20 protein-coding genes and 1 riboswitch are annotated in these 20,120 nt (G+C 41.2%); of the genes, 7 read left to right on the top strand and 13 right to left on the bottom strand.

Translation table 11 applies throughout. The features are described 5' to 3' along the window. The first annotated feature begins 69 nt into the window (after positions 1 to 69). From PSV17_RS05660 to PSV17_RS05650, 3 genes are all read left to right on the top strand, one after another. On the top strand, positions 70 to 534 hold the full coding sequence (locus PSV17_RS05660; RefSeq protein ID WP_300480499.1) for a GNAT family N-acetyltransferase: 465 nt from the start codon (positions 70 to 72) through the stop codon (positions 532 to 534). A gap of 81 nt (positions 535 to 615) precedes the next feature. Next, on the top strand, positions 616 to 1,167 hold the full coding sequence (fae, locus tag PSV17_RS05655) for a formaldehyde-activating enzyme (protein ID WP_300480497.1): 552 nt from the start codon (positions 616 to 618) through the stop codon (positions 1,165 to 1,167). 127 nt (positions 1,168 to 1,294) lie between these two features. Beyond that, positions 1,295 to 1,525, top strand: coding sequence for a hypothetical protein (locus PSV17_RS05650; protein WP_300480494.1), 231 nt, complete (start codon positions 1,295 to 1,297; stop codon positions 1,523 to 1,525). Positions 1,526 to 1,554: 29 nt separating this feature from the next. On the opposite strand, the gene PSV17_RS05645 is transcribed toward PSV17_RS05650, so the two are convergent. From PSV17_RS05645 to PSV17_RS05605, 9 genes are all read right to left on the bottom strand, one after another. Then, positions 1,555 to 1,860: a YqjK-like family protein gene (locus PSV17_RS05645; RefSeq protein ID WP_300480493.1), complete on the bottom strand. Its 306-nt coding sequence runs from the start codon at positions 1,858 to 1,860 to the stop codon at positions 1,555 to 1,557. Positions 1,861 to 1,863: 3 nt separating this feature from the next. Further along, positions 1,864 to 2,265, bottom strand: a complete 402-nt coding sequence (locus PSV17_RS05640) for a phage holin family protein (RefSeq protein ID WP_300480491.1) — start codon at positions 2,263 to 2,265, stop codon at positions 1,864 to 1,866. A 115-nt stretch (positions 2,266 to 2,380) separates the two neighbouring features. Beyond that, the gene (gene mutY / locus PSV17_RS05635; protein WP_300480488.1) at positions 2,381 to 3,418 is read right to left on the bottom strand and encodes an A/G-specific adenine glycosylase; all 1,038 of its coding nucleotides are present in this window, start codon (positions 3,416 to 3,418) and stop codon (positions 2,381 to 2,383) included. Between the two features lie 114 nt (positions 3,419 to 3,532). Beyond that, entirely contained in the window at positions 3,533 to 6,484 is a 2,952-nt protein-coding gene (locus PSV17_RS05630; RefSeq protein WP_300480487.1) for an AsmA family protein, read from the bottom strand. Positions 6,485 to 6,549: 65 nt separating this feature from the next. Next, a complete protein-coding gene (locus PSV17_RS05625; protein WP_300480484.1) occupies positions 6,550 to 7,191 on the bottom strand; it encodes an exopolysaccharide biosynthesis protein in 642 nt (213 codons plus the stop codon). Between the two features lies 1 nt (position 7,192). Then, entirely contained in the window at positions 7,193 to 7,993 is an 801-nt protein-coding gene (locus PSV17_RS05620; RefSeq protein WP_300480481.1) for an undecaprenyl-diphosphate phosphatase, read from the bottom strand. A gap of 123 nt (positions 7,994 to 8,116) precedes the next feature. After that, entirely contained in the window at positions 8,117 to 8,509 is a 393-nt protein-coding gene (locus PSV17_RS05615) for a YidB family protein (protein WP_300480479.1), read from the bottom strand. A 43-nt stretch (positions 8,510 to 8,552) separates the two neighbouring features. Next, positions 8,553 to 9,791, bottom strand: a complete 1,239-nt coding sequence (locus tag PSV17_RS05610; protein WP_300480477.1) for a pseudouridine synthase — start codon at positions 9,789 to 9,791, stop codon at positions 8,553 to 8,555. 127 nt (positions 9,792 to 9,918) lie between these two features. Beyond that, the gene (locus PSV17_RS05605) at positions 9,919 to 11,535 is read right to left on the bottom strand and encodes a SulP family inorganic anion transporter (protein WP_300480475.1); all 1,617 of its coding nucleotides are present in this window, start codon (positions 11,533 to 11,535) and stop codon (positions 9,919 to 9,921) included. Between the two features lie 297 nt (positions 11,536 to 11,832). Here PSV17_RS05605 and PSV17_RS05600 point away from each other — a divergent pair, with 297 nt between their 5' ends. Next, positions 11,833 to 11,997, top strand: a complete 165-nt coding sequence (locus PSV17_RS05600) for a hypothetical protein (RefSeq protein WP_300480472.1) — start codon at positions 11,833 to 11,835, stop codon at positions 11,995 to 11,997. A 32-nt stretch (positions 11,998 to 12,029) separates the two neighbouring features. Here the strand turns inward: PSV17_RS05600 and PSV17_RS05595 are convergent, their stop codons facing one another. Next, a complete protein-coding gene (locus PSV17_RS05595; RefSeq protein WP_300480469.1) occupies positions 12,030 to 13,673 on the bottom strand; it encodes a hypothetical protein in 1,644 nt (547 codons plus the stop codon). Between the two features lie 234 nt (positions 13,674 to 13,907). On the opposite strand from PSV17_RS05595, the gene dcm reads away from it, so the two are divergent. From dcm to PSV17_RS05580, 3 genes are read left to right on the top strand one after another with little or no spacing between them, the layout of a single operon-like run. Continuing rightward, positions 13,908 to 15,965: a DNA (cytosine-5-)-methyltransferase gene (dcm, locus tag PSV17_RS05590; protein WP_300480468.1), complete on the top strand. Its 2,058-nt coding sequence runs from the start codon at positions 13,908 to 13,910 to the stop codon at positions 15,963 to 15,965. An 11-nt stretch (positions 15,966 to 15,976) separates the two neighbouring features. Beyond that, positions 15,977 to 16,360, top strand: a complete 384-nt coding sequence (locus PSV17_RS05585) for a hypothetical protein (RefSeq protein WP_300480466.1) — start codon at positions 15,977 to 15,979, stop codon at positions 16,358 to 16,360. After that, complete coding sequence (locus PSV17_RS05580; protein ID WP_300480464.1) at positions 16,357 to 16,671, top strand: MvaI/BcnI family restriction endonuclease; 315 nt, start codon at positions 16,357 to 16,359, stop codon at positions 16,669 to 16,671. Before PSV17_RS05585 ends, PSV17_RS05580 begins: the two co-directional genes overlap by 4 nt. 41 nt (positions 16,672 to 16,712) lie before the next feature. Here PSV17_RS05580 and PSV17_RS05575 read toward each other — a convergent pair whose 3' ends face one another. The 3 genes from PSV17_RS05575 to thiC form a co-directional block, all read right to left on the bottom strand. After that, positions 16,713 to 17,162, bottom strand: coding sequence for a hypothetical protein (locus tag PSV17_RS05575; RefSeq protein WP_300480461.1), 450 nt, complete (start codon positions 17,160 to 17,162; stop codon positions 16,713 to 16,715). A 135-nt stretch (positions 17,163 to 17,297) separates the two neighbouring features. Further along, the gene (locus PSV17_RS05570; protein WP_300480459.1) at positions 17,298 to 17,732 is read right to left on the bottom strand and encodes a heme-binding protein; all 435 of its coding nucleotides are present in this window, start codon (positions 17,730 to 17,732) and stop codon (positions 17,298 to 17,300) included. A 241-nt stretch (positions 17,733 to 17,973) separates the two neighbouring features. Continuing rightward, positions 17,974 to 19,869, bottom strand: a complete 1,896-nt coding sequence (thiC, locus tag PSV17_RS05565; protein WP_300480457.1) for a phosphomethylpyrimidine synthase ThiC — start codon at positions 19,867 to 19,869, stop codon at positions 17,974 to 17,976. Positions 19,870 to 19,932: 63 nt separating this feature from the next. Continuing rightward, a riboswitch (TPP riboswitch) is annotated at positions 19,933 to 20,053 on the bottom strand. Between the last annotated feature and the right edge of the window lie 67 nt (positions 20,054 to 20,120).

Genomic DNA, 20,120 nt, shown 5'->3' with positions numbered 1-20,120 from the left:
CTTTCGATGAGTCAAAAATTTATAGCCTGAATAATGCACTGAACATTCTAATTTCGCAAGCTTATCTAAATGCAGACAAAATCTAGTCAAACGGAAATTTCATCAGAGATGGCCTCAAAAGTCATTATTCAACAAGTGACATGGCTAGAGGCAGAAAATAAACTCCGCGCAGTGCGTACCCCCGTTTTTATTGAAGAGCAATTTGTGACACCCGAGTTCGAGTGGGATGAGATTGATTATAGCGCCGTGCATCTTTTAGCTCTATTTGCAGATGAGCCTATCGCGTGTTTACGAATCATTCATTATGAAAAAATTGGTCGCATGGCAGTAATTAAGCGCTGGCGTGGCTTGGGCGTGGGTGCAACCTTGTTACTAGAAGCCATTAACATCTGCAAAAAGCATGGCAGTAAGAGTATTTGTTTGTCAGCGCAAACTCATGCCATTAACTTTTATCTAAAAGCTGGATTTGAGCAAACCAGCGAGGAATATACAGATGTAGATATTCCGCATGTAGATATGCGATTAGATTTATAGTGAGGCTTATTAATTAAATTGAAACTAAAGCTAAGCCTTTGGTAAAATAGTGTTTTATTTAACGTTATCAAAGAGAAAATTATGTCAAAAATCGTGTTTAAAGCTGGTGAAGCTACTGTTTATTCAGAAGGTAAAGATGTAACTGCAGCTATGCCTGAAATTTTAATCGGCGCTGTAGATGGCCCTGTAGGTCAAGCATTTGCTAACATGATGGCGCAAAGCAAAGGCCACACTGCAATGTTTGCGGTGCGTGACATTAACCAATTAGTACGTCCAGCTTGCATGATGGTGCCAAAAGTGACGCTTAAAGGCAGCACGGATGTGGGTTTGTTTGGTGGCGTGGTTCAAGCAGGTGTGGCTGATGGTATTTTAGATGCGGTGATTGAAGGCATTATCCCTAAAGACCAAGTGAATGATTTATGTATCGTGGCTTTGCTATGGATTGATCCAGGTTGTATTGAATTAGAAAAAGCGGGTACTTTAGATAAAGCAGACCTATATAAAAACAACTATGAAGCGATTAAATTAGCGCTTAAACGCGCATTGAACGATGAGCCATCAATTGATGAGTTGATTGCAAACCGTAAAACTATCAAACATTGCATGTGGGAAGAAAGCTGGGGCGAGATTTAATTTCTAAATTTTGCTTTGAATAGCCAGTTTTGATTCCATAGCAATAAGCAATGTGTTGTAAAGATTAGCAAATTTTAATTAAAATTTGCTATGATTGAAATATCAGTGTCATAAATCAGGAGTGAATATGTCTGAATATAACGCATGTATGGAAGCATTTGAGCGACTTTGTGAAGATGTAAGCGCAGATAAAAAATCTGCGATTGATCAATCTGATTACTGGTTATTTGAGTTGGGATTTAGATCTGCAATTGAAGAGCTATTGCATATTGCAGATGAAGGCTCACAAACCAAAGAGTTTGGTTCGCCGCGCTTTCAAATGTTGGCAGATAAAATACTGCAAGCAAGATTTCACTAAATAAAAAAGCGGCTTAGGCCGCTTTTTTATTATGTTTTAGTTGTCTTAGATTTTGTTAACCACGCACGCAAGCCACGTATTGCTAAGCCCGCAACCCAGCTACGTCGCAGCCATGTAACCGCACGCATTGGTTTAAGTAAGCCGACTAAGCTAACCAGTCCCATGATAAGTATTGGATGCTTTTTAACATAGCGTACGATGTTTAAGCTTTTATCTGCAAGCGCCAAACTACTTTGTAGCGGCTGTAAGTTTTTTGCCAAGGCTGAACGTTGCTGCGCAGCTTGTGTTACCAGCAGTTGGCGACGTTCAACAATCGAGGCTAGTTTTTTCTTCATTTTCTAAACTGGCTTGTCAGCATCTTCAAGCCGCTTCTGGTCTTTTGCCAACTCAATAATACTTGTTTCAAATAAGTGCGGCATGGCTTTGAGCGCGCGCATTGCGATCACACATAACACGACGCCCGCCGTAATAAAGATGCCTGTTAATGAGCCTAATATCAGTAATCTATGCGTATCCCAAAGTAGCACGATGATAAATATAGACAACAACACCATGCCAAAACAAAGGCAGAACAGTGCGACAAAAGCAGTGACTAATAGTGAAGTCAGTCTAATCCAGCCTTCTTCTAAATCTGTAGAAAGTAATTCTAGACGTGTACGAATTAGCGCCAGCAAAGTTGTGGCAATATTTTTAACCGAGGCTATTAAGCCCTCATCATCAGTTTTGGTCTCTTCAGTCATTTAGCGCATTCGTGTGAAAATACAATTTAAGTAAGCAGTTAGTGTATTCAAGACGTTTAGTTTATCTTAGTCTGACAAGAATTACTTCGCCTTGATTTAAAACAAGGTGACTTTGCTATTTTTGCATGCTCAGTAGAATTTTACGAATAGGCGTTGGAATCGCAGCGCCAATGGCATCCTCAATATTTACCCACATATGAGCAGCTTGGTTTACTTGCGGTTGTTGTTTTACCACTTGCAATATTTGTGGGCAAATATGCAGCTTAAAGTGCGTAAAAACGTGCGTTAAATTGGCTAGGGTAATATCGTTTTCGGCGATTATTCCATATTTATTGAGAATGATGGCTTCTGTGTCTTGGCTATTTTCAGCTTCAGGAAAACTCCATAAGCCACCCCAAATGCCAGTGGAAGGACGCTTCTCTAGCAATATTTCATCACCTCGACGCAATATCAGCATGGTGGTATTTTTTTCTGGAATGGTTTTGCGCGGCTTAGGTGTCGGTAATTCATGTATGCGTTGTGCGTTAAGTGCTTTGCAATTAGTGTTTAATGGGCAATGGCCGCATTTTGGTTTGCTTCTGGTACAAAGTGTTGCACCTAAATCCATGAGGCCTTGTGTGTAAGCTACCATGCCTTGTTCAGGTAGTAATTTCTCAGCGAGCAACCATAATTCTTTTTCAACTTTTGGTGAGCTCGGCCAGCCTTCAACTAAAAAGTGCCTAGCGAGTACGCGCTTTACGTTGCCATCTAAAATGGTTTGTACTTGATTAAAAGCGAATGAAGCAATGGCTGCTGCCGTGGAGCGACCTATGCCAGACAGCATTTGAATCGTTTCAAAGTCCTGCGGGAATTGCCCATGATGTTCATCGATTATTGTCACGGCGGCATTGTGTAAGTTTCGCGCTCTTGAGTAATAGCCTAAGCCACTCCAATGCTGCAATACTTCATCTTGTGTTGCATTTGCCAAGCTGGCGATAGTTGGAAAGCGTTGCATGAACTTGCTGTAATAGCCAATCACTGCGGTAACTTGCGTCTGTTGCAACATAATTTCAGACACCCAAATCGCGTACGGATCCACCGTATTTTGCCAAGGTAAGTCATGACGCCCATGTATTTTTTGCCAAGCGATCAGGCGGTTTGCAAAATCAGACATTAAGTGAAGCCTTAAATGAAACTGGTATATGGATGCAGGTTGTACGATTTACTCTTACAAACTGCATGTTTGATTAAATACTTAACAACTTGAATTCTATTTCAATTCAAAACACTAGAATTTAAGTAGTTTTTTGAGTTTGTCTTTAGCTTGATCTTCTGCAGATTTTGGCGCTTCAGCTGGTTTTGCTGGAGTATCACCCGTTGTAGGAGCAGTTGTGGTTTCAGTTGTTTTTTTCTTGCCGAGTAAGTCACTCAGTGCATCTACTTTATTGCCATCACCAAGTAACTCTTTAACCGCAGTCCCTTTGTCGCCGCCTACTTTATCTAGCAGATTCGATTTTGCTAGTGCCGCGCCAACAGCGGCAAGATCCATCCCATATTTTGGGCTAGAAAATGTGCCAGTAATTTTAAGAGGAATTGCGAAACCTGCCAAAGCGTCTAAATCCGCGCCTTGCTGACCTTTTAGTGATTTAACAATCGTTGGCTTTGCTAAATAATTGATTGTTTCATTGCCAATATCAATATCACCACGACTGTCACCTTTAGCTAATCTTAGAATCGGTGCCTTCATGGCTAAATCTTCATTATGCGCTACGCCATTTTTAATGGTGAACGAGGCAGTGAGTTCACTGAAGTCAGTTTTCTTAGATTTATCAGCATTGGCGTCTTTAGTTTTAAGGATGTTAACCTTGTTTTTAAGCTCACGAACACTACCCGCAATATCCACGCCTTTTAACGCACCATCGGTAAGGCTTAGAGATGAGTTACCTGATAAAGCTTTCTTAAGCGCGCCCACTGTGTTACCAGCCGTCGTTACATCAACATTAACAGCACCCTTGCCTGACAACATATCATTATTAATAGAATCTACTAACAACGGACCAATCGAAACGTTTTTCATATTTTGCTTGAAGGCTATGCTAGGGGTAGAACGTGCATCTACCTTTAGCAAACCACTCATACTACCTTGATACAAATCGGCCGAAAATGGTGAAAGTGTCGCCACGCCCCCTTCTGCTTTTAAACCAAGATTCACATTCTCAGTTTTAACATTTGCCAATTTAAGCCAGCCGATTTTCGCCTCGCCTGAAGCGTTCAACTTTTTTAATGCGGATAAATCGATATGTGCATCGCCCTCACTTTTGGTCGTTGAATTACCTTTGGTGATGTAGCGGTCAGCATCTAGCTTATCTATATTTACGTTAAAGCTATAAATTGGGTCGTTGAATCTTGAGATACCAACGTTAGCATTCACTTGGCTGTCATCAATTTTAGCCGCAACAGGATTCAAGTTAAGTTTCTGACCATCGGCTTTTAAGTCGATACGGATATTTGACGCTCTAGTTTTGCCATATTTAAGGCTACCAATTCGCAAGTTTCCATCAGCATTTAAGGCTTTAAGAGCACTTAAATCAAGAGGCTTACTATCACGGCTAGCCTTAGAATCTGTTTTGCTGGTTGATGCGTATTTATCCACATCTAGCTGATCTATAGCTAAATCAAAGGTATAAAGTGGTTTTGCAAAGTGGCTAATGCCGAAGTTACCTTTAATTTGGCTGTCATCGACTTTAACGTTCAAACCGCTCAAGGTCAGCTTTTCTCCATCAGCTTTTATAGCCACATTCAGCCCTGAAATTTGGAATTTCTCATATTGAATACTACCCACGTTCAGCTTGCCATCTAATAGCAAGTTTTTCATGGCGCTTAAATCTGCAGGTTTTCCGCTACTGGGCGCTTTTGATTCGCTAGATTTTGCTAATAGTTTATTCAGATTTAGCTTATCCGCATTCAAGTTAAATTTGATACTTGGCTTTTTAAAGCTAGTGACCGCAACATCACCATTCAGCTTGGTTTCATCAATATTTAAACTAAACTTGCTATTGGCGAGTTCATTTTTAATATCAGTGTGCGCAGAAAGGTTGAATAGACCTTTCATGCCACCATTGGGCAAGCTAGGGTCTTTAATATCTAGGTTACCAGCCAATTTTGGTAAGTCGAAAATCAGGCTTTCTAGGTTGCCGCTAAACGGAGAAGAGAATTTTCCTGTAACGGTACGTTTGCCTTGCACGGCTGCGATGTCGCCAGTAATGCCGCTGCTTTCTAAAGCTTTTGGCGAGCCTTTAATGTCAGCTAGCTCTAGATTTGCTTTAAAGGTATCACCTGCTTTTTCTTGTATTAAAGTCACGGTAGTTTTTTTGCTAGTGACTTCATCTTTCTGGGCGTTTAGTTTAGGTGCGTTAAGCTCAATGCTCAGTTTTGCATCATTAAACTGACCAGAACCAACCAGTTTTAAGCTATCCACCAAAAATTCACGAGATTCAGGTTTGGCGTCTACATCACCGCTAAGTACTATATCTACATTTTTACCGCCAAGTAAATCACCTTTTATTGCAGCATCTAAACCTTTTGCGACAAAATGTTTTGTCTCAGGGTCTACCAAGAAAGTGCCTTTTATATTGGCATTAGCGGAAATTTCTGGTTGATTTGAATTGATGGTGAAATCAGTTGTGACATCAACTGGCTCAGCCAGTGCAACATGACCAGTTTTGAGATTAAACTTTGAAATGCTGTATTTAGCGCCTGTGCCTTCATCGCTATAACTCACGGCTGAGTTAGTCACATTTACCCCATCAATATCAAACTTAATATCTTGAGACTCTTCTTCCTTGCTCATTAAGTCATCAAAGTTGGTAGTGCCATCTTTATATTTAACGATATTGGCTTGCGCGCCATCGATATAAACAGTATCTACCACTAACTCTTTTTTAAGTAGAGGCAGTAAGGCGAGTGAAACTTTAACTCCATTAACGGAGGCAAATTCTTTACTATTTTTATGTTCAGAAATTGAAATCTTGCCTAAATCTGCGCCAATCTTAGGCCAAAAAGCCAACTTAATGTCGCCGTCTAACTTAAGCGTGCGTTCTTTTTTTTCTTGAACCAAATCAATTACTTTTTGCTTGTAATCATTGGGATTGAAGGTAGCAGAAATAATACCTACGGCAATTAAAACCAGACCGATTAAGCCGCCAACAAAATATAGGCCATATTTAAGAAATTTTTTCATGACGACTCTCGATACAAGGTTTCAAACTGAGTTTACAAAAGTTTAACACTAGCGCTTTGTTAATACTATTTCCAAAAAAAATGATCAATCGCGGCTGCGCCAAATCTCCATGCGATATATAGCACTATGCAATATAAAATAATAGATAGAACAATACAGATCAACGAAAAAATCACCATTAAGCCATCATGCTCAGTTTCTCCGGTGCAGTAAAATAGAATAGCTAAACTTGGGAATAAGTTTTTAAATGGCATGCCTGCTAACGGAATAGCAACGATAACGCCCACCGCGATGAATATAAAGCCGCCCATTTTTTGGCCTAACTTACCTTCGACCAAAAACCTTAAACGTGGTTTGGTAAAGCGATGAAAAAAATGCATGATTTTTAAACAAGTCTTTACTAGAACTTGTCGAGTGCGCAAATTCAACGTCAAATTGCGAAGTTTATTGGGTAGACTTAGAGTTTGCTCGCCCCTAAATAATTGCAGACCGAGCCCCAAAAATGCAGCGCTACCGATAAGGGCGAATACGCCTAATGGAAATGGCTGCAAAAAAGGCAAAACTGTAATTGTTGCGGTTAATGTGTAGGCATCGGCGCCTACTTGATCAATTGCAGTGCCAAAGGCTAGCGGCTCAATAGCAGCCGGAGCGGAAAATAGATTAAGCGTTGCGACTAAATCATCATAACCGCTAACGGTTTGTGTCATTTTAATGCCAGTAATAGGCCAACACTACTGCGCCAAATATAATGCGATACCAAGCAAAGACCTTGAAATCATGGCTCGCGACAAATTTTAATAGAAAGCGAATGGCTATTAAGGCTGATAAAAATGCTGTGACAAAACCCGCGGCAAACATACCTATATCATCAAAAGAAAGAATACTTCTGCTTTTATAAACATCTAATACTGTTGCGGCAAACATGATGGGAATTGCTAGAAAAAATGAGAACTCTGTTGCGGTCTTTCTATTTAAACCAAATATCATGCCACCTAGAATAGTCGCACCCGCCCGAGAAATACCTGGAAATAATGCGAGTGACTGTGCCAGACCAACTTTAAATGCCTGATTAGGCGTTAGATCATCAATACTGACCGTAGGTGTTTTAAAGGTTTGGTTTTCAATGAATAAAATCGCAAAGCCACCAATAAGTAAAGCGATAGCCACTGTAATTGGTGAAAACAAATATTCTTTAATAAAGCTATGAAAAGCCAACCCTAATATGGCAGCAGGCAAAAATGCTAAAAATAGATTTAATACAAATTGTTGCGCTTTACTCTGGGTAGTAATTTGCAAAGCGGTGTCAATCAGTTTGCGTCTATACTCCCAGCAAACAGCTAAAATAGCTGCGAGCTGAATCACAATTTCAAACACTTTACCTTTTTCATCGTTAAAGTTAAGCCAATCGCCCACAATAATTAAATGCCCTGTGCTGCTAATTGGCAAAAATTCGGTAGCGCCTTCGACTACACCAAGGATTAAGGCTTTTAATATGAGTAATAAGTCCATGAGGTATTTTAACAGGTTTGAGTTTTAGAATAGGTCAGTTTTGTCGGGAAGAGGTATTTGATACTTTTATTCAAAATAGAGCGATATATCGCTCTATTGAATTACCAAATTTGCATTCAACGCTTATTTAAGCATTTTCATTACCATGCTGAGTAAGTTACTTGAATCCGCAGGAACTTCACCATTTGGCGTCATTTTATTGATTATGCTAGGCAAATTTTGTGCAATCTTGCTAGTTAACTCTTCTGATGTCATGCCAAATTTTGCGGCCATTTCAGCAATCAGGCTATTGCCTAAAACGCTAGAAATTTGCTCAGCCGTGACGGGCAAATTTTGCCCTTTACCAACCCATGAAGTTGCTAAATCGCCTAAACCAGCTTGTTTGAATTTGTCTAAAATGCCATTTAAGCCACCATATTGATTAAACATTTCCATACCAATTTGCACCATACTGCCTTGACTACCAACCATTGTCTTACCCATTACTGCTGTTGCTAAGTTATCTAATAAACTCATAATTTCCCTAAATATCTTCCAAAACGACCGCTAGATGCATACCTTAGAAACGTTCGCCATTTCGTAAGTAACGCCATTGACCGACGGGTAATTTCCCTAAATTAACACTTCCGATACGCACGCGTTTTAAGCCAACAACATGCAAGCCTACCATTTCGCACATACGGCGAATTTGACGTTTTTTACCTTCGCGCAGTACAAAGCGCAATTGATCTTCATTCTGCCAACTCACTTTTGCTGGTTTGAGTTTTTCACCATCTAAACTCAAACCGTGATTCAAGCGTTTTAAACCGTCATCATCTAAAGTACCTTCTACGCGCACCAAATATTCTTTTTCTACCGTTGAGTCTTCACCAATCAAATGGCGTGCTATGCGGCCATCCTGAGTGAGTACTAACATTCCTGTAGAATCAATATCTAAGCGGCCTGCAGGTGCAAGGCCATTTAAATATCTACGCTGAAATTCACGTTCGTGAAGCTGATTTAGCTCAGGGTCATCTAACCACTCGTTGTCTGGATGCACTAACACAATGGCCGGTTGGTAACCGTCTTCTGCTTGTCCGCTCACGTAGCCTACCGGTTTATGCAGAATAATCGTCACCGTTTCGGCTTGCACTTCATGCGCGTAACTACTAATCACAATTTCAGCGTCTGGGTTAATGCGAGTGCCTAGCGTATCAATAATCACGCCATCCACCATCACCCAGCTATTCATAATCCACTCATCCGCTTCACGGCGTGAGCAAATTCCGCGCTCTGCCATCACTTTAGAAAGGCGCGGTAACTCAGTGCTAATTGCAGTAGATTTGTAGGCTGCTTTTGCAGCAGCGCCATACTGTGGCGTATTAACTGCATCATAACCATCGCGCACTTTGCCGCCACGACGTGGCGCTTGACGATACTGAGGCTCGTTCTTATCAGGACGTGGCGTAATGCGTGTATCAACCCCTTGCGGCCGTGCTTGGCGAGGTTGTTGCTCTCTTTCCTCGGCAGATCTATCTGGATAAACTGGACGTGTATTTTGTCTATCATCCGAATGTGAGTTCTCACGCGGCTTACCATCAAAGCGATGGTTACGCTGTCCAGCACTGGCTGGTGCTGAATTTGAACGCTCTTGTCTTTCGGTGTTTCTTTCAGCTGGTTGTTCGTCTCTAACAGGCGCATTCACTTTAGGCGGCGCTACGCTACGGTCGCGCACACCAGCATTGGTACGACGCACAGGCGGCTTACTGGCCTTTACTTGCGTGTCATCAGATTTTTTATTGAGTTTAATCGTGGTCAAAATAGTCTATTCATTTAATTTGTAAGGCTATTTTACCAAAATATAGCTTATCACTTCTATTTATTTAATCAGCCAATGGAGCCAATTTATGAGGCAATATTTGGAAAATATTTCACGCCTAATTGTTTTAATGTAACTCATGCAAATGGTTGATAACATTATCTTTGCCTAATTGCTGCAACAACCCAGCTAAGGTCAATTTTCTAAGCACATTGGGACGTGCTTCACTGAGTACCAACCTTGTTTTATGGTGTTTGCAAGTGTCGAGTAAGTCCCAAAGTGCTTGGGTACCTGTTGCATCAATAAAAGGCACTTGCCCAAGGCGCAATACCAAGATGTTGGCGTGTCCATGCACATCTTCCAGTGCACTTTCTAAATGCTGAGCAGCCCCGAAAAAGAAAGGCCCTTCCATATTAAATATGACAGTTTTGGGCGGAAATTTGAAGTCTGCATTCTCTGGCATTACCTTTAAATCTTCTACTGCATGTTGTTCAATCACAAAGGTTTCTGACATGCGCTTCATGAAGAGCAAACATGCCAGTAGTACGCCAATATTGACTGCGATGACCAAGTCACCAAACACCGTTAGCAAGAATGAAATAAGCAATACCGCCACATCAGGCTTTGGTGCGGTTCGCACCATATGAGAAAAGCGATGTAGCTCGCTCATATTGTAAGCAACAACAAAGAGAATCGCGGATAAAGAGCATAACGGGATATGTGAAGCTAATGGGGCCAGCACTAATACAATCACCACAAGTGTTAAAGCGTGAACGATACCTGCTAGCGGGCTAGTGCCGCCATTGCGAATATTAGTCGCTGTTCGAGCAATCGCCCCGGTTGAAGCAAAGCCGCCAAATAAGGGTGAAAAAATGTTTGCAATGCCTTGACCAATTAACTCCTGATTCGAATTATGTTTGGTGCCAGTCATACCATCGGCTACCACTGCAGATAGCAACGATTCAATTGAGCCTAAAAGTGCAATGGTGAAAGCTGGGCCAATTAACTTTAGCACCTCTGAAAATGTGACTGATGGCAATTGGAAATGCGGTAAACTTTGAGGAATCCCACCGAAAGCGCTGCCAATGGTCGCCACATTTTCAAAATTAAAATACCATTGAGCCGCCGTTGCTACCACCATGGCAACCAAAGGTGACGGAACGCGTTTTAAGATTCGAGGTGAGGTAAGTAGCACCGCCAGTGTTAACAAGCCAAGCAAGGTTGGTTCCAGTTGAAATCCCGGAAACGCTTGGATTAGATTCCAGAATTTTTCATGAAAATGTTCAGCGCCCATTGCTGGCGACAAGCCAAAAAAATCTTTCCACTGACCAACCCAAATGATTACGCCAATACCGCTGGTAAAGCCAACAATAACGGGAGATGGAATGAATTTTATAACTCCGCCAAGACGCGTTAAACCCATCAACATTAACATGACGCCTGCCATTAATGTGGCAACTTGCAAGCCTTCAATACCGTACTTAGCAGTAATGCCGGCAAGAATAACGATAAAAGCCCCAGTAGGCCCTGCTATCTGCAAGCGACTACCGCCAAATAGGGAGGTTAAGCCGCCCGCCACTATCGCAGTATAAATACCTTGTTCAGGCTTTGCGCCAGATGCAATTGCAAACGCCATTGCCAAAGGCAAAGCTACAATCCCAACGATTGCCCCTGCAAGCACATTATTTAACCAATGTTTTTTTGAGAGTAGCCCCGCACGTTTAGCTTCGAGAATCGCAATCATTGTTTACGCTTATAGATTAGCCATGATGCTAATTATATTAACATGCCGCCCCATATTAGCCACTTAACGATAGCTAAGTAAGCCATAAGACTTTCCAAAATTTGCTGATAAATCAACGTTGATATTAAATTTTCAACATAAGATCTTAAGATAAGTTTCTAATATGTCAATTAAATCAATATATTAAATTATTTTATTTCCATTAAAAATATGGGCATGGTCTTTGCATTGTGATTATTACGCTAGAATTTTTAAAGGCATTAAAAATGCTCAATAATCTTAATGAGGTGCAGAAAAATGATTCTCGATAAAGTGGCTGCTAAGAAAAGTGAGGCGCAGGATGCAGGCAAAAATCGTAGTAGAGCGTTAAGTTTGTTAATAGAAGAGATGTCCGTGTTGTATCCAGCACTTTACTTTGATATTGCAGTGATGGTTTCTCAAGAAACTAAAGGGTTTAAGTAAAACGTTTGCTTATAGATTTGCTAGCTATAAACTTAATTTTCTACCTTACCAAACCATACACTTTTCAATTTAGCTAGTTTATACAACAAGCCAGTATTTTCATTTGAAAGCGCATCTAAAAATAGCGATAGTCTGCGCGATTTAACTACGGTGTAAAACGTGAGTATGCCAACCGGGATAAAAATACCAATAAAGTAGCTGAATTTTTCTAGGCTACTTGCTTGGCTAAAGTCGAAAATGTTCATGCCTAGCAGGCCGCTGGTCATGGTGCCGATTAAGCCTAAAATGGTGACCACTGTCAGCCTTACTACCGTGTCTGCTTGGCGCTTAATCTCTTCCCCTTCTAAATATTCAGCCATATCCATAATGCGGCTGCGCGTTTTTTTAAAAAGATCTACCGTGTCTAATTGCTTATGCATCATGCTAAATACATCTTTTGCCACGGCTTGGTCTGATACGCTTTCAAACCAGTAGCGATGCGTAAAGCGTAAAAATACGCCCATGACATTGCGTATACTTTGTCTAAAGGCTTTGATGGAATTTTCATCCTCAATATTGAGGCGGCTAATAGCTTGCACCATGCGGTCTGACAGCATTAAGAGCGCGGCTTTTTGAAAATGGGCAATTAAAAATAATAAGAAATATTGGTTTTGATAATTGCGCTTAATACCAGTTTTGTCATTGGTGTATACGCGGTGGTGTTGGCTACCAACGACAATAAAATTTTGACCTGTGCACATAATGCGCGTGCTGCTCCAAGGGTCAAATTTGTTGCTGTCCCAATAGCGGTCATAACAATGTTTTTGTTCAAAATTACTTAAAAACTCTTCGGTAAACGGCAGAGTGTCAGAATCCCAAGGCTGGGTCACCAAACCTAAACGTATCATATCTCCACGAGTGAGCGTGCTAATGTCCTCAAAGGCTAGATAGGCCATTAAAGGCATGCGCTGGTATTCAATCTCACGATAGCGAATTTGGCCTTCTTGACTGGAGTAATGCTGCACCAAGGGATCCATTAAAAATTCCCAATGCAATGAAACGCAAGGCACATGGTTGTCTTTTACAAAAGCTAAATAACGAGTTTTGTCTTGGTAGTCTGAGCGCGAAAGCACATTGCCTTGCTTATCTAACCATTCAATGCTTTTTGCGCAATGGCCTGCATCGCCATTTTCTTCCCAATAGTTTGGGTAAGTTCGCCCCAAGCGGTAAAGAATATCCATCGCATGGTTAAGCTTAATGTTTTGCCCCGTGACTTCGAGCGCTAAAAAAGCCACGTCGATATCAAAAAAGAAATACAGCTCAATGTGTGCAACTTTTAATACGATAGGCGCGTTTTCATGTTTTAGTGTAATGCGCACTTGACTGACATCGGAGCGCGAAAATATATGCAAAGGCGATTCACCATAACCGCCAGACTCACGCCCATGCTTACCTTCGCCATACAGAAAACGCTGTGCAAACGGCATAAAAGTGACAAATTCTTGATAACGCACTTCACTTAAAGATTGTTTAGCTAATGAAAATTCATCCTGAATTTCTTGCCAAGCGCAATTTTCAGCTTTGAGAATATCCCAAGGGCGTTGGATTTTTTGGCTATTTGACTCTGAAATTAACTGCACAGGCCAAAGCAGGGTTTGCCTAAAGTCGGCAACGATACTGGATTCAATATTGTTCACAACTCAGCCAGATAGGTAAATGTAAAGTGCTAGCTTAATGCGGCTGGCGTGAAATCAAATACCTAATAAAAGTAGTTAAACGTAGCTAAACTATTAATTCGAATGGTTGCTATTAATCAATGCGAGCTTAGCAATAAGATAACTTGGAGGTTAATGTTTAAGTGCAAGTTCATTGATTTACAGGATAAATAAAGGGCGTAATGTCCGCTTTTATTACCAGATACAATTTTTTATATGCCAACAGTTCTTACTACTGCGAATGATGAAGATGCCGCATGGCATTATCTAATTCAAGCTCGCAAATTTTACACGCAGAACCAAATTGCAGACAATTTGCAAATGAATGTTCGGACGGTGCGTCGTTGGGAGTTGCGCCAAGTACCTATTAAACCTTATGCCGTAAAAGCCTTGCAGGCTTTACTGCCGTTTGAATCAAGTCCAGAAAAAGTTGGTAGTTTCACATTTATCGACCTCTTTGCAGGTATCGGCGGCATCCGCACAGCATTTGAAGGCATAGGTGGGCAATGCGTATTTACGAGTGAGTGGGATAGCTATGCACAGAAAACTTATGTGCAAAACTTTAATGGGCATCACACCATGGCTGGTGACATTACCCAAGTAGATGCAAATGACATACCTGACCACGATGTTTTATTGGCGGGCTTTCCATGTCAGCCATTTTCAATCGCAGGTGTTAGCAAAAAAAACTCGCTAGGCAAAGAACATGGCTTTAAAGATGCAACGCAAGGCACATTATTTTTTGATGTAGCGAGAATTATTGATGCAAAGAAACCGCGCGCCTTTTTGTTAGAGAATGTCAAAAATTTAGTCTCTCATGATAAAGGTCGCACATTTGATGTGATTAAGCGCACGCTTACCGAAGAGCTAGGTTACTTTATCCATACTCGCGTAATAGATGGCGCACACTTTACTCCACAACACCGTGAGCGTATTTTAATTGTTGGTTTTAAAGAGCCTACAGCATTTGATTTTGATGCACTACAGATACCACAAAAAGGCACGCACAAGCTCAAAGATATTTTGCATAAAACAGATGGTTCTGAGCCAGTGCTACCATGGGATGAGGGTCGTTTTTTTGACCATAACGCGAATCAACAGCACGCCAAATACACGCTAACAGATAACCTTTGGCGTTATTTACAAAATTATGCAGAAAAACACCGGCTAAAAGGCAATGGCTTTGGGTTTGGCTTGGTAACGGGAGAGAGTGTAACGCGGACATTGTCAGCTCGTTACCACAAAGATGGCTCAGAAATATTAGTGTTTCAAGGTGAAGGTATGAACCCACGCCGTTTAACGCCACGTGAATGTGCAAGGCTAATGGGCTTTGCCGATACTTTTAGAATACCAGTTTCAGATACAAGGGCTTATCAGCAACTGGCTGAAGCCGCTATGGTTCCAATGATAGAAGTTACTGCTAAACTAATGGCTTCATTCATTATTAAGGATGAGGTATCTATCGCACAAGTAGCGGTAGAAATTCCTGTAAACATGACAAACTCTAAGCTCTGGTCAAAAGAGCAAGTAAAACTCGCATTTCATCTTTATTGCCAAATTCCATTTGGAAAAATTGACAGCCGAAATAAAGAAGTCATTTCGTTAGCCAATGTAATTGGCCGCACACCAAGTGCTGTAGCGATGAAAATGCTCAATATTTCCAGCCTTGACCCAGCAATAACAAGCACTGGCAGAGTCGGTTTGGGTAATGCCTCTGCACTTGACCGTGAAGTATGGGCGGAGTTTCATGAGGATTGGGAGCGATTGGCTGTTGAGTCCCAACTGCTGCGGAAGCAGCTAGACAAAGAAGTAACCCCAGAATTGGAATCTGATAACGATTTGCTAATACCAGAAGATTTTACTGGCGAAACTCGCTTAGTGATTACTACTCAACGTATTAAGCAAAACTTTTTTCGCCGTGCAGTATTGAGTAGTTACAAAGGACGCTGTTGCATGTCAGGCCTATCAGAACCTAAATTACTTATCGCCAGCCATATCGTGCCGTGGAGTAAAGACAAAACAAACCGCTTAAATCCTAGCAATGGATTGTGTCTTTCAGCAATTCACGATAGAGCTTTTGATAAAGGATTTATTACGTTAGATGATGATTTCAAAATTATTATTTCTAGTCAGCTAATAAAAAGTGAAGATACATTCGTACAGAATGTTTTAATGCCGCTCTCGGGTAGGAAAATTGATTTTCCAGAACGCTTTATGCCTAGCCTAGCTTTTATAAGCCAACATAGAGCCAGCATTTTTTTAGATAATTTGTAGTGTCACTCTCTATGAATGAAGCATTGCAGTTTCACGAAGATACTTTTTACGAGTATTTTTTGCCATATAGGCATCCAAATGCAAATGATGACATTTGGGGAGGAATTGGCTTAGAAACATACGGAGAGGATTTTAAGCTGGTCAAAAGCTTAGATTGGAATTGTGTTTGGACAGTAATTGATGGCTCAAATAACCCGCATCAATGGATTACACCCGGAATTCGCCAATTCAACCATGTTTGTTATTTGATTACAAAAGTCCCACATAATGACTTGCCCGCGGAATTTATGATTCCCAACCGCTTTCGCTCTCTCACCCCGCTAGGTTTGAAGCGACAGTTAAATAAACTAAATAAAGCAATGATATGTTTGAACTCAAATCAAATTGATGTGTGATAACGTGGGGGTTTGAAGAAGTATTAACAAAGTGCAACAAAAAAGATACACAAGCGGACTATGTGCCTTATATAAGTAATAAAGTAACGCCGCCTTGCTACCAATACTTAAGCCCTGCATTACTTGGCGAAGGTACGAACTTTAATCTTTATTCATCTGCATTAAGTCGTGGCTTAGTCGTGTTTGACCCAGGCACAAAATTGATGAACGCCAGTACTGAAAAACCATCTTGCAAACCTCGCAGTCAATTTAGAATAAGCATTCCAAATTTAAAACACCTTTATCATCAGTTTGAAGATGTAAGCTATTAATTTAGAAAAATCTATACGAGCGATTCGACAAGCTAAAAACATTAAATTTTTTGTGTAGATGAACTTCTTATCGCTTCAAAAATATCTTGCCCTATACTTGAAGGGAGAATCGCAAACAGAGGCTTGTTACCTGGTTTTAAATATGGGTTTGATTTACCTCGGTATTCTAAGGCTCCTGATACAAATATATATGCAGGTTTACCAATCAAGCCCCTACTAAATGTCCAACATCTTCCTGTAACCATATTGCCTAGAGAATCCACCATGCCGCTATTTAGGCCTTGATTTAGAATTAATTCAACGCGCTCAATAGCACCTTCTCTAAAATCTTGATGTATCGACAAGTCGTTCATAATTAACTCGAACTCTAATTTAGACCAATCTAAAGGGTGAGTTTTGAGTATTTTAATTTTCTCACTCAAAATTTTAGTAGTGCCACGCGCAGGCAAACCTAGTTTTTTGGCTTCTTTCAAAATGGTTTTTCTATCCATCAAACTTTGCCTTTTAGATTATGTTGAATATCAAATATTGCAGTTAAATCACTTTATTAGCCACGGACTATAAGTCACATACATAATAAAAAAGCCAGCAAGCGCTGGCTTTTTAAAATTGCATTTAATCTCGCCTTAAGTTCTCCAAGGGTGTTTCGGCATGTCGCATTGGCCGCATTTTGTTGCACCTGCTACGGCTACAATATGGTCATTTTCAACCGTGTCGCCGCTCACTCCAACTGCGCCAATTAGGTTGCCTTCTTTATCTACAATGGGTACGCCACCGGGGAATGTAATTAGGCCATCGTTCGAGTGTTCAATGCCATAAAGCGGGGAGCCGGGTAAGGACAATTTGCCAATTTCGCCAGAGGGCATGGCAAAGTAACAGGCAGTTTTAGCTTTTTTAATGGCAATGTCGCTACTGCCAACCCATGCGTCATCCATGCGTGCAAAGGCCTTAATGTTGCCGCCAGAATCTAGTACGGCAATACACATTTTTACCCCTAGTTCTTTAGATTTTGTGACAGCGCTTTCAATAATATGTTGTGCTTCTTCAAAAGATACGTGCATTAGGTTCTCCCTTAAGAGTGATGTGGAACGTTTGATAATTAGATAATGGCTCTAAGCCCTTGAGGTAATCACAAATGTGAATAACTTGATTGAAAAACAATTTGTGATGATATCCATGATTGCTGGGATTGAATGTGCTCTAGCTAACACATAAACTTAAACTTTAAATATTTAGCAAAAGAAAAAGCCAGCAAAAGCTGGCTTTTAATCTTAACTTGCTAATCTAAGGAGTGAGATTTATTTAAACTTTTTGGTAAACCTCAGAACCTTTTTTCACAAACTCAATGGCTTTTTCTTGCATGCCTTTGGCTAGGGCTTCTTCACCGCTAACGCCTAGCTTGTCTGCGTAATCGCGCACATCTTGGCTGATTTTCATTGAGCAGAAGTGTGGGCCACACATTGAGCAGAAATGCGCTTGTTTTGCGCCTTCTTGTGGCAATGTTTCGTCATGGAATTCTTTGGCTTTTTCTGGATCGAGACCTAGGTTAAATTGGTCATCCCAACGGAATTCGAAACGTGCTTTTGAAAGCGCATTGTCACGAATTTGCGCGCCTGGGTGACCTTTTGCTAAGTCTGCCGCGTGAGCTGCGATTTTGTAGGTGATGATACCAACACGCACGTCTTCTTTATCTGGCAAGCCTAAGTGCTCTTTAGGCGTTACGTAGCAAAGCATTGCACAGCCGTACCAGCCAATCATGGCGGCGCCGATACCAGAGGTAATGTGGTCATAACCCGGTGCGATGTCCGTTGTTAATGGGCCTAATGTGTAGAAAGGAGCTTCTCCGCAATGCTCTAATTGAAGCTCCATATTTTCTTTAATGAGGTGCATTGGCACATGGCCTGGGCCTTCAATCATACATTGCACGTCGTGCTTCCAAGCGATTTGCGTTAACTCGCCTAGTGTTTTCAATTCAGCAAATTGTGCTTCATCGTTGGCGTCGTAAATTGAGCCTGGGCGTAAGCCATCACCTAAACTAAAGGCAACGTCGTATTGCTTCATGATTTGGCAAATATCTTCAAAATGCTCGTACAAGAATGATTCTTTATGATGCGCCAAACACCATTTAGCCATAATTGAACCGCCGCGTGACACGATACCTGTCATACGTTTTGCCGTCATTGGAATATAAGCCAAGCGCACACCAGCATGAATCGTGAAGTAATCCACGCCCTGCTCTGCTTGCTCAATTAATGTATCGCGGAAGATTTCCCAAGTGAGATCTTCAGCTTTGCCGTTTACTTTTTCAAGTGCTTGGTAGATAGGCACAGTGCCGATTGGCACTGGTGAGTTGCGGATAATCCATTCGCGGGTTTCGTGAATGTTTTTACCTGTAGATAAATCCATCACGGTATCGCCACCCCAACGTGTGCCCCACACCATTTTTTCAACTTCTTCGCTGATTGAAGAACCTAGCGCAGAGTTACCAATGTTAGCGTTGATTTTCACCAAGAAATTACGGCCGATAATCATAGGCTCGATTTCTGGATGGTTAATGTTCACAGGGATAATTGCACGGCCTAACGCTACTTCGCTACGCACAAATTCTGCAGTGATGACTTTAGGAATGCTCGCGCCAAAATCTTGACCTGCATGCTGCTTAAGTAACATCTCACTCATGCCTTCGCGGCGTTGATTTTCGCGAATTGCAATGTATTCCATTTCAGGCGTGATAATGCCTTTACGTGCGTAATGCATTTGGCTAACGTTTGCGCCTGCTTTTGCGCGTAATGGTTTGCGATGCAAGTTAAAGCGCATTTCGGCTAATTCAGGGTCAACTAGACGTTGATGACCAAACTCTGAGCTTGGACCATCTAATTGCTCAACATCGCCACGTTCCATAATCCATGGTGCGCGCATTGCAGGCAAACCGTTACGAATGTCGATGTCCACATTTGGGTCTGTGTATGGGCCAGATGTGTCGTAAACAACCACTGGTGGGTTTTTTTCAGCGCCAAATTGTGAAGGTGTATCGCTTAATGAAATTTCACGAAATGGTACTTGAATGTCAGGGCGTGAGCCTTGTACATAAACTTTACGTGAGTTAGCGAAGGGTAATTTGGTTGCGGGATCAATTTCCGCGGTTTCACTCACAAATTTAGAGAGGTTTTTCTGTAGATTTTTATCGGTGGCGTTCATTGTGCTTTCCTATAGAGTGGTTCAACATAGAAAAGCATCGTATGTATACACCACGATATAGTAGCGACACATTGCATGCTTTCCTACGGCGGCATAACCCGCGTCAGGTTCAAAGGGTGTTTCTCACTATGCTTTAAATTAATCTAAAACAATTAATCTCAAATATAGACCCCTAGCAATGAACGAAAATTACGCTAATTCTTTAGTAATTGCAAGTCATAATATTTGAACCGCAGCTAAAAATAGTAATT

Source organism: Methylotenera sp., from assembly GCF_029946165.1.
In the GTDB taxonomy this organism is placed as follows: Bacteria; Pseudomonadota; Gammaproteobacteria; order Burkholderiales; family Methylophilaceae; genus Methylotenera.
This window is presented reverse-complemented; position numbering and strand designations above follow the sequence as displayed.

What these genes read in the sequence shown, in the direction of transcription:
- PSV17_RS05660 (WP_300480499.1), top strand. Translation starts at nt 70, where the DNA reads ATGCAGACAAAATCTAGTCAAACGGAAATTTCATCAGAGATGGCCTCA.
- fae (WP_300480497.1), top strand. Translation starts at nt 616, where the DNA reads ATGTCAAAAATCGTGTTTAAAGCTGGTGAAGCTACTGTTTATTCAGAA.
- PSV17_RS05650 (WP_300480494.1), top strand. Translation starts at nt 1,295, where the DNA reads ATGTCTGAATATAACGCATGTATGGAAGCATTTGAGCGACTTTGTGAA.
- PSV17_RS05645 (WP_300480493.1), bottom strand. Translation starts at nt 1,860, where the DNA reads ATGAAGAAAAAACTAGCCTCGATTGTTGAACGTCGCCAACTGCTGGTA.
- PSV17_RS05640 (WP_300480491.1), bottom strand. Translation starts at nt 2,265, where the DNA reads ATGACTGAAGAGACCAAAACTGATGATGAGGGCTTAATAGCCTCGGTT.
- mutY (WP_300480488.1), bottom strand. Translation starts at nt 3,418, where the DNA reads ATGTCTGATTTTGCAAACCGCCTGATCGCTTGGCAAAAAATACATGGG.
- PSV17_RS05630 (WP_300480487.1), bottom strand. Translation starts at nt 6,484, where the DNA reads ATGAAAAAATTTCTTAAATATGGCCTATATTTTGTTGGCGGCTTAATC.
- PSV17_RS05625 (WP_300480484.1), bottom strand. Translation starts at nt 7,191, where the DNA reads ATGACACAAACCGTTAGCGGTTATGATGATTTAGTCGCAACGCTTAAT.
- PSV17_RS05620 (WP_300480481.1), bottom strand. Translation starts at nt 7,993, where the DNA reads ATGGACTTATTACTCATATTAAAAGCCTTAATCCTTGGTGTAGTCGAA.
- PSV17_RS05615 (WP_300480479.1), bottom strand. Translation starts at nt 8,509, where the DNA reads ATGAGTTTATTAGATAACTTAGCAACAGCAGTAATGGGTAAGACAATG.
- PSV17_RS05605 (WP_300480475.1), bottom strand. Translation starts at nt 11,535, where the DNA reads ATGATTGCGATTCTCGAAGCTAAACGTGCGGGGCTACTCTCAAAAAAA.
- PSV17_RS05600 (WP_300480472.1), top strand. Translation starts at nt 11,833, where the DNA reads ATGATTCTCGATAAAGTGGCTGCTAAGAAAAGTGAGGCGCAGGATGCA.
- dcm (WP_300480468.1), top strand. Translation starts at nt 13,908, where the DNA reads ATGCCAACAGTTCTTACTACTGCGAATGATGAAGATGCCGCATGGCAT.
- PSV17_RS05585 (WP_300480466.1), top strand. Translation starts at nt 15,977, where the DNA reads ATGAATGAAGCATTGCAGTTTCACGAAGATACTTTTTACGAGTATTTT.
- PSV17_RS05575 (WP_300480461.1), bottom strand. Translation starts at nt 17,162, where the DNA reads ATGGATAGAAAAACCATTTTGAAAGAAGCCAAAAAACTAGGTTTGCCT.
- PSV17_RS05570 (WP_300480459.1), bottom strand. Translation starts at nt 17,732, where the DNA reads ATGCACGTATCTTTTGAAGAAGCACAACATATTATTGAAAGCGCTGTC.
- thiC (WP_300480457.1), bottom strand. Translation starts at nt 19,869, where the DNA reads ATGAACGCCACCGATAAAAATCTACAGAAAAACCTCTCTAAATTTGTG.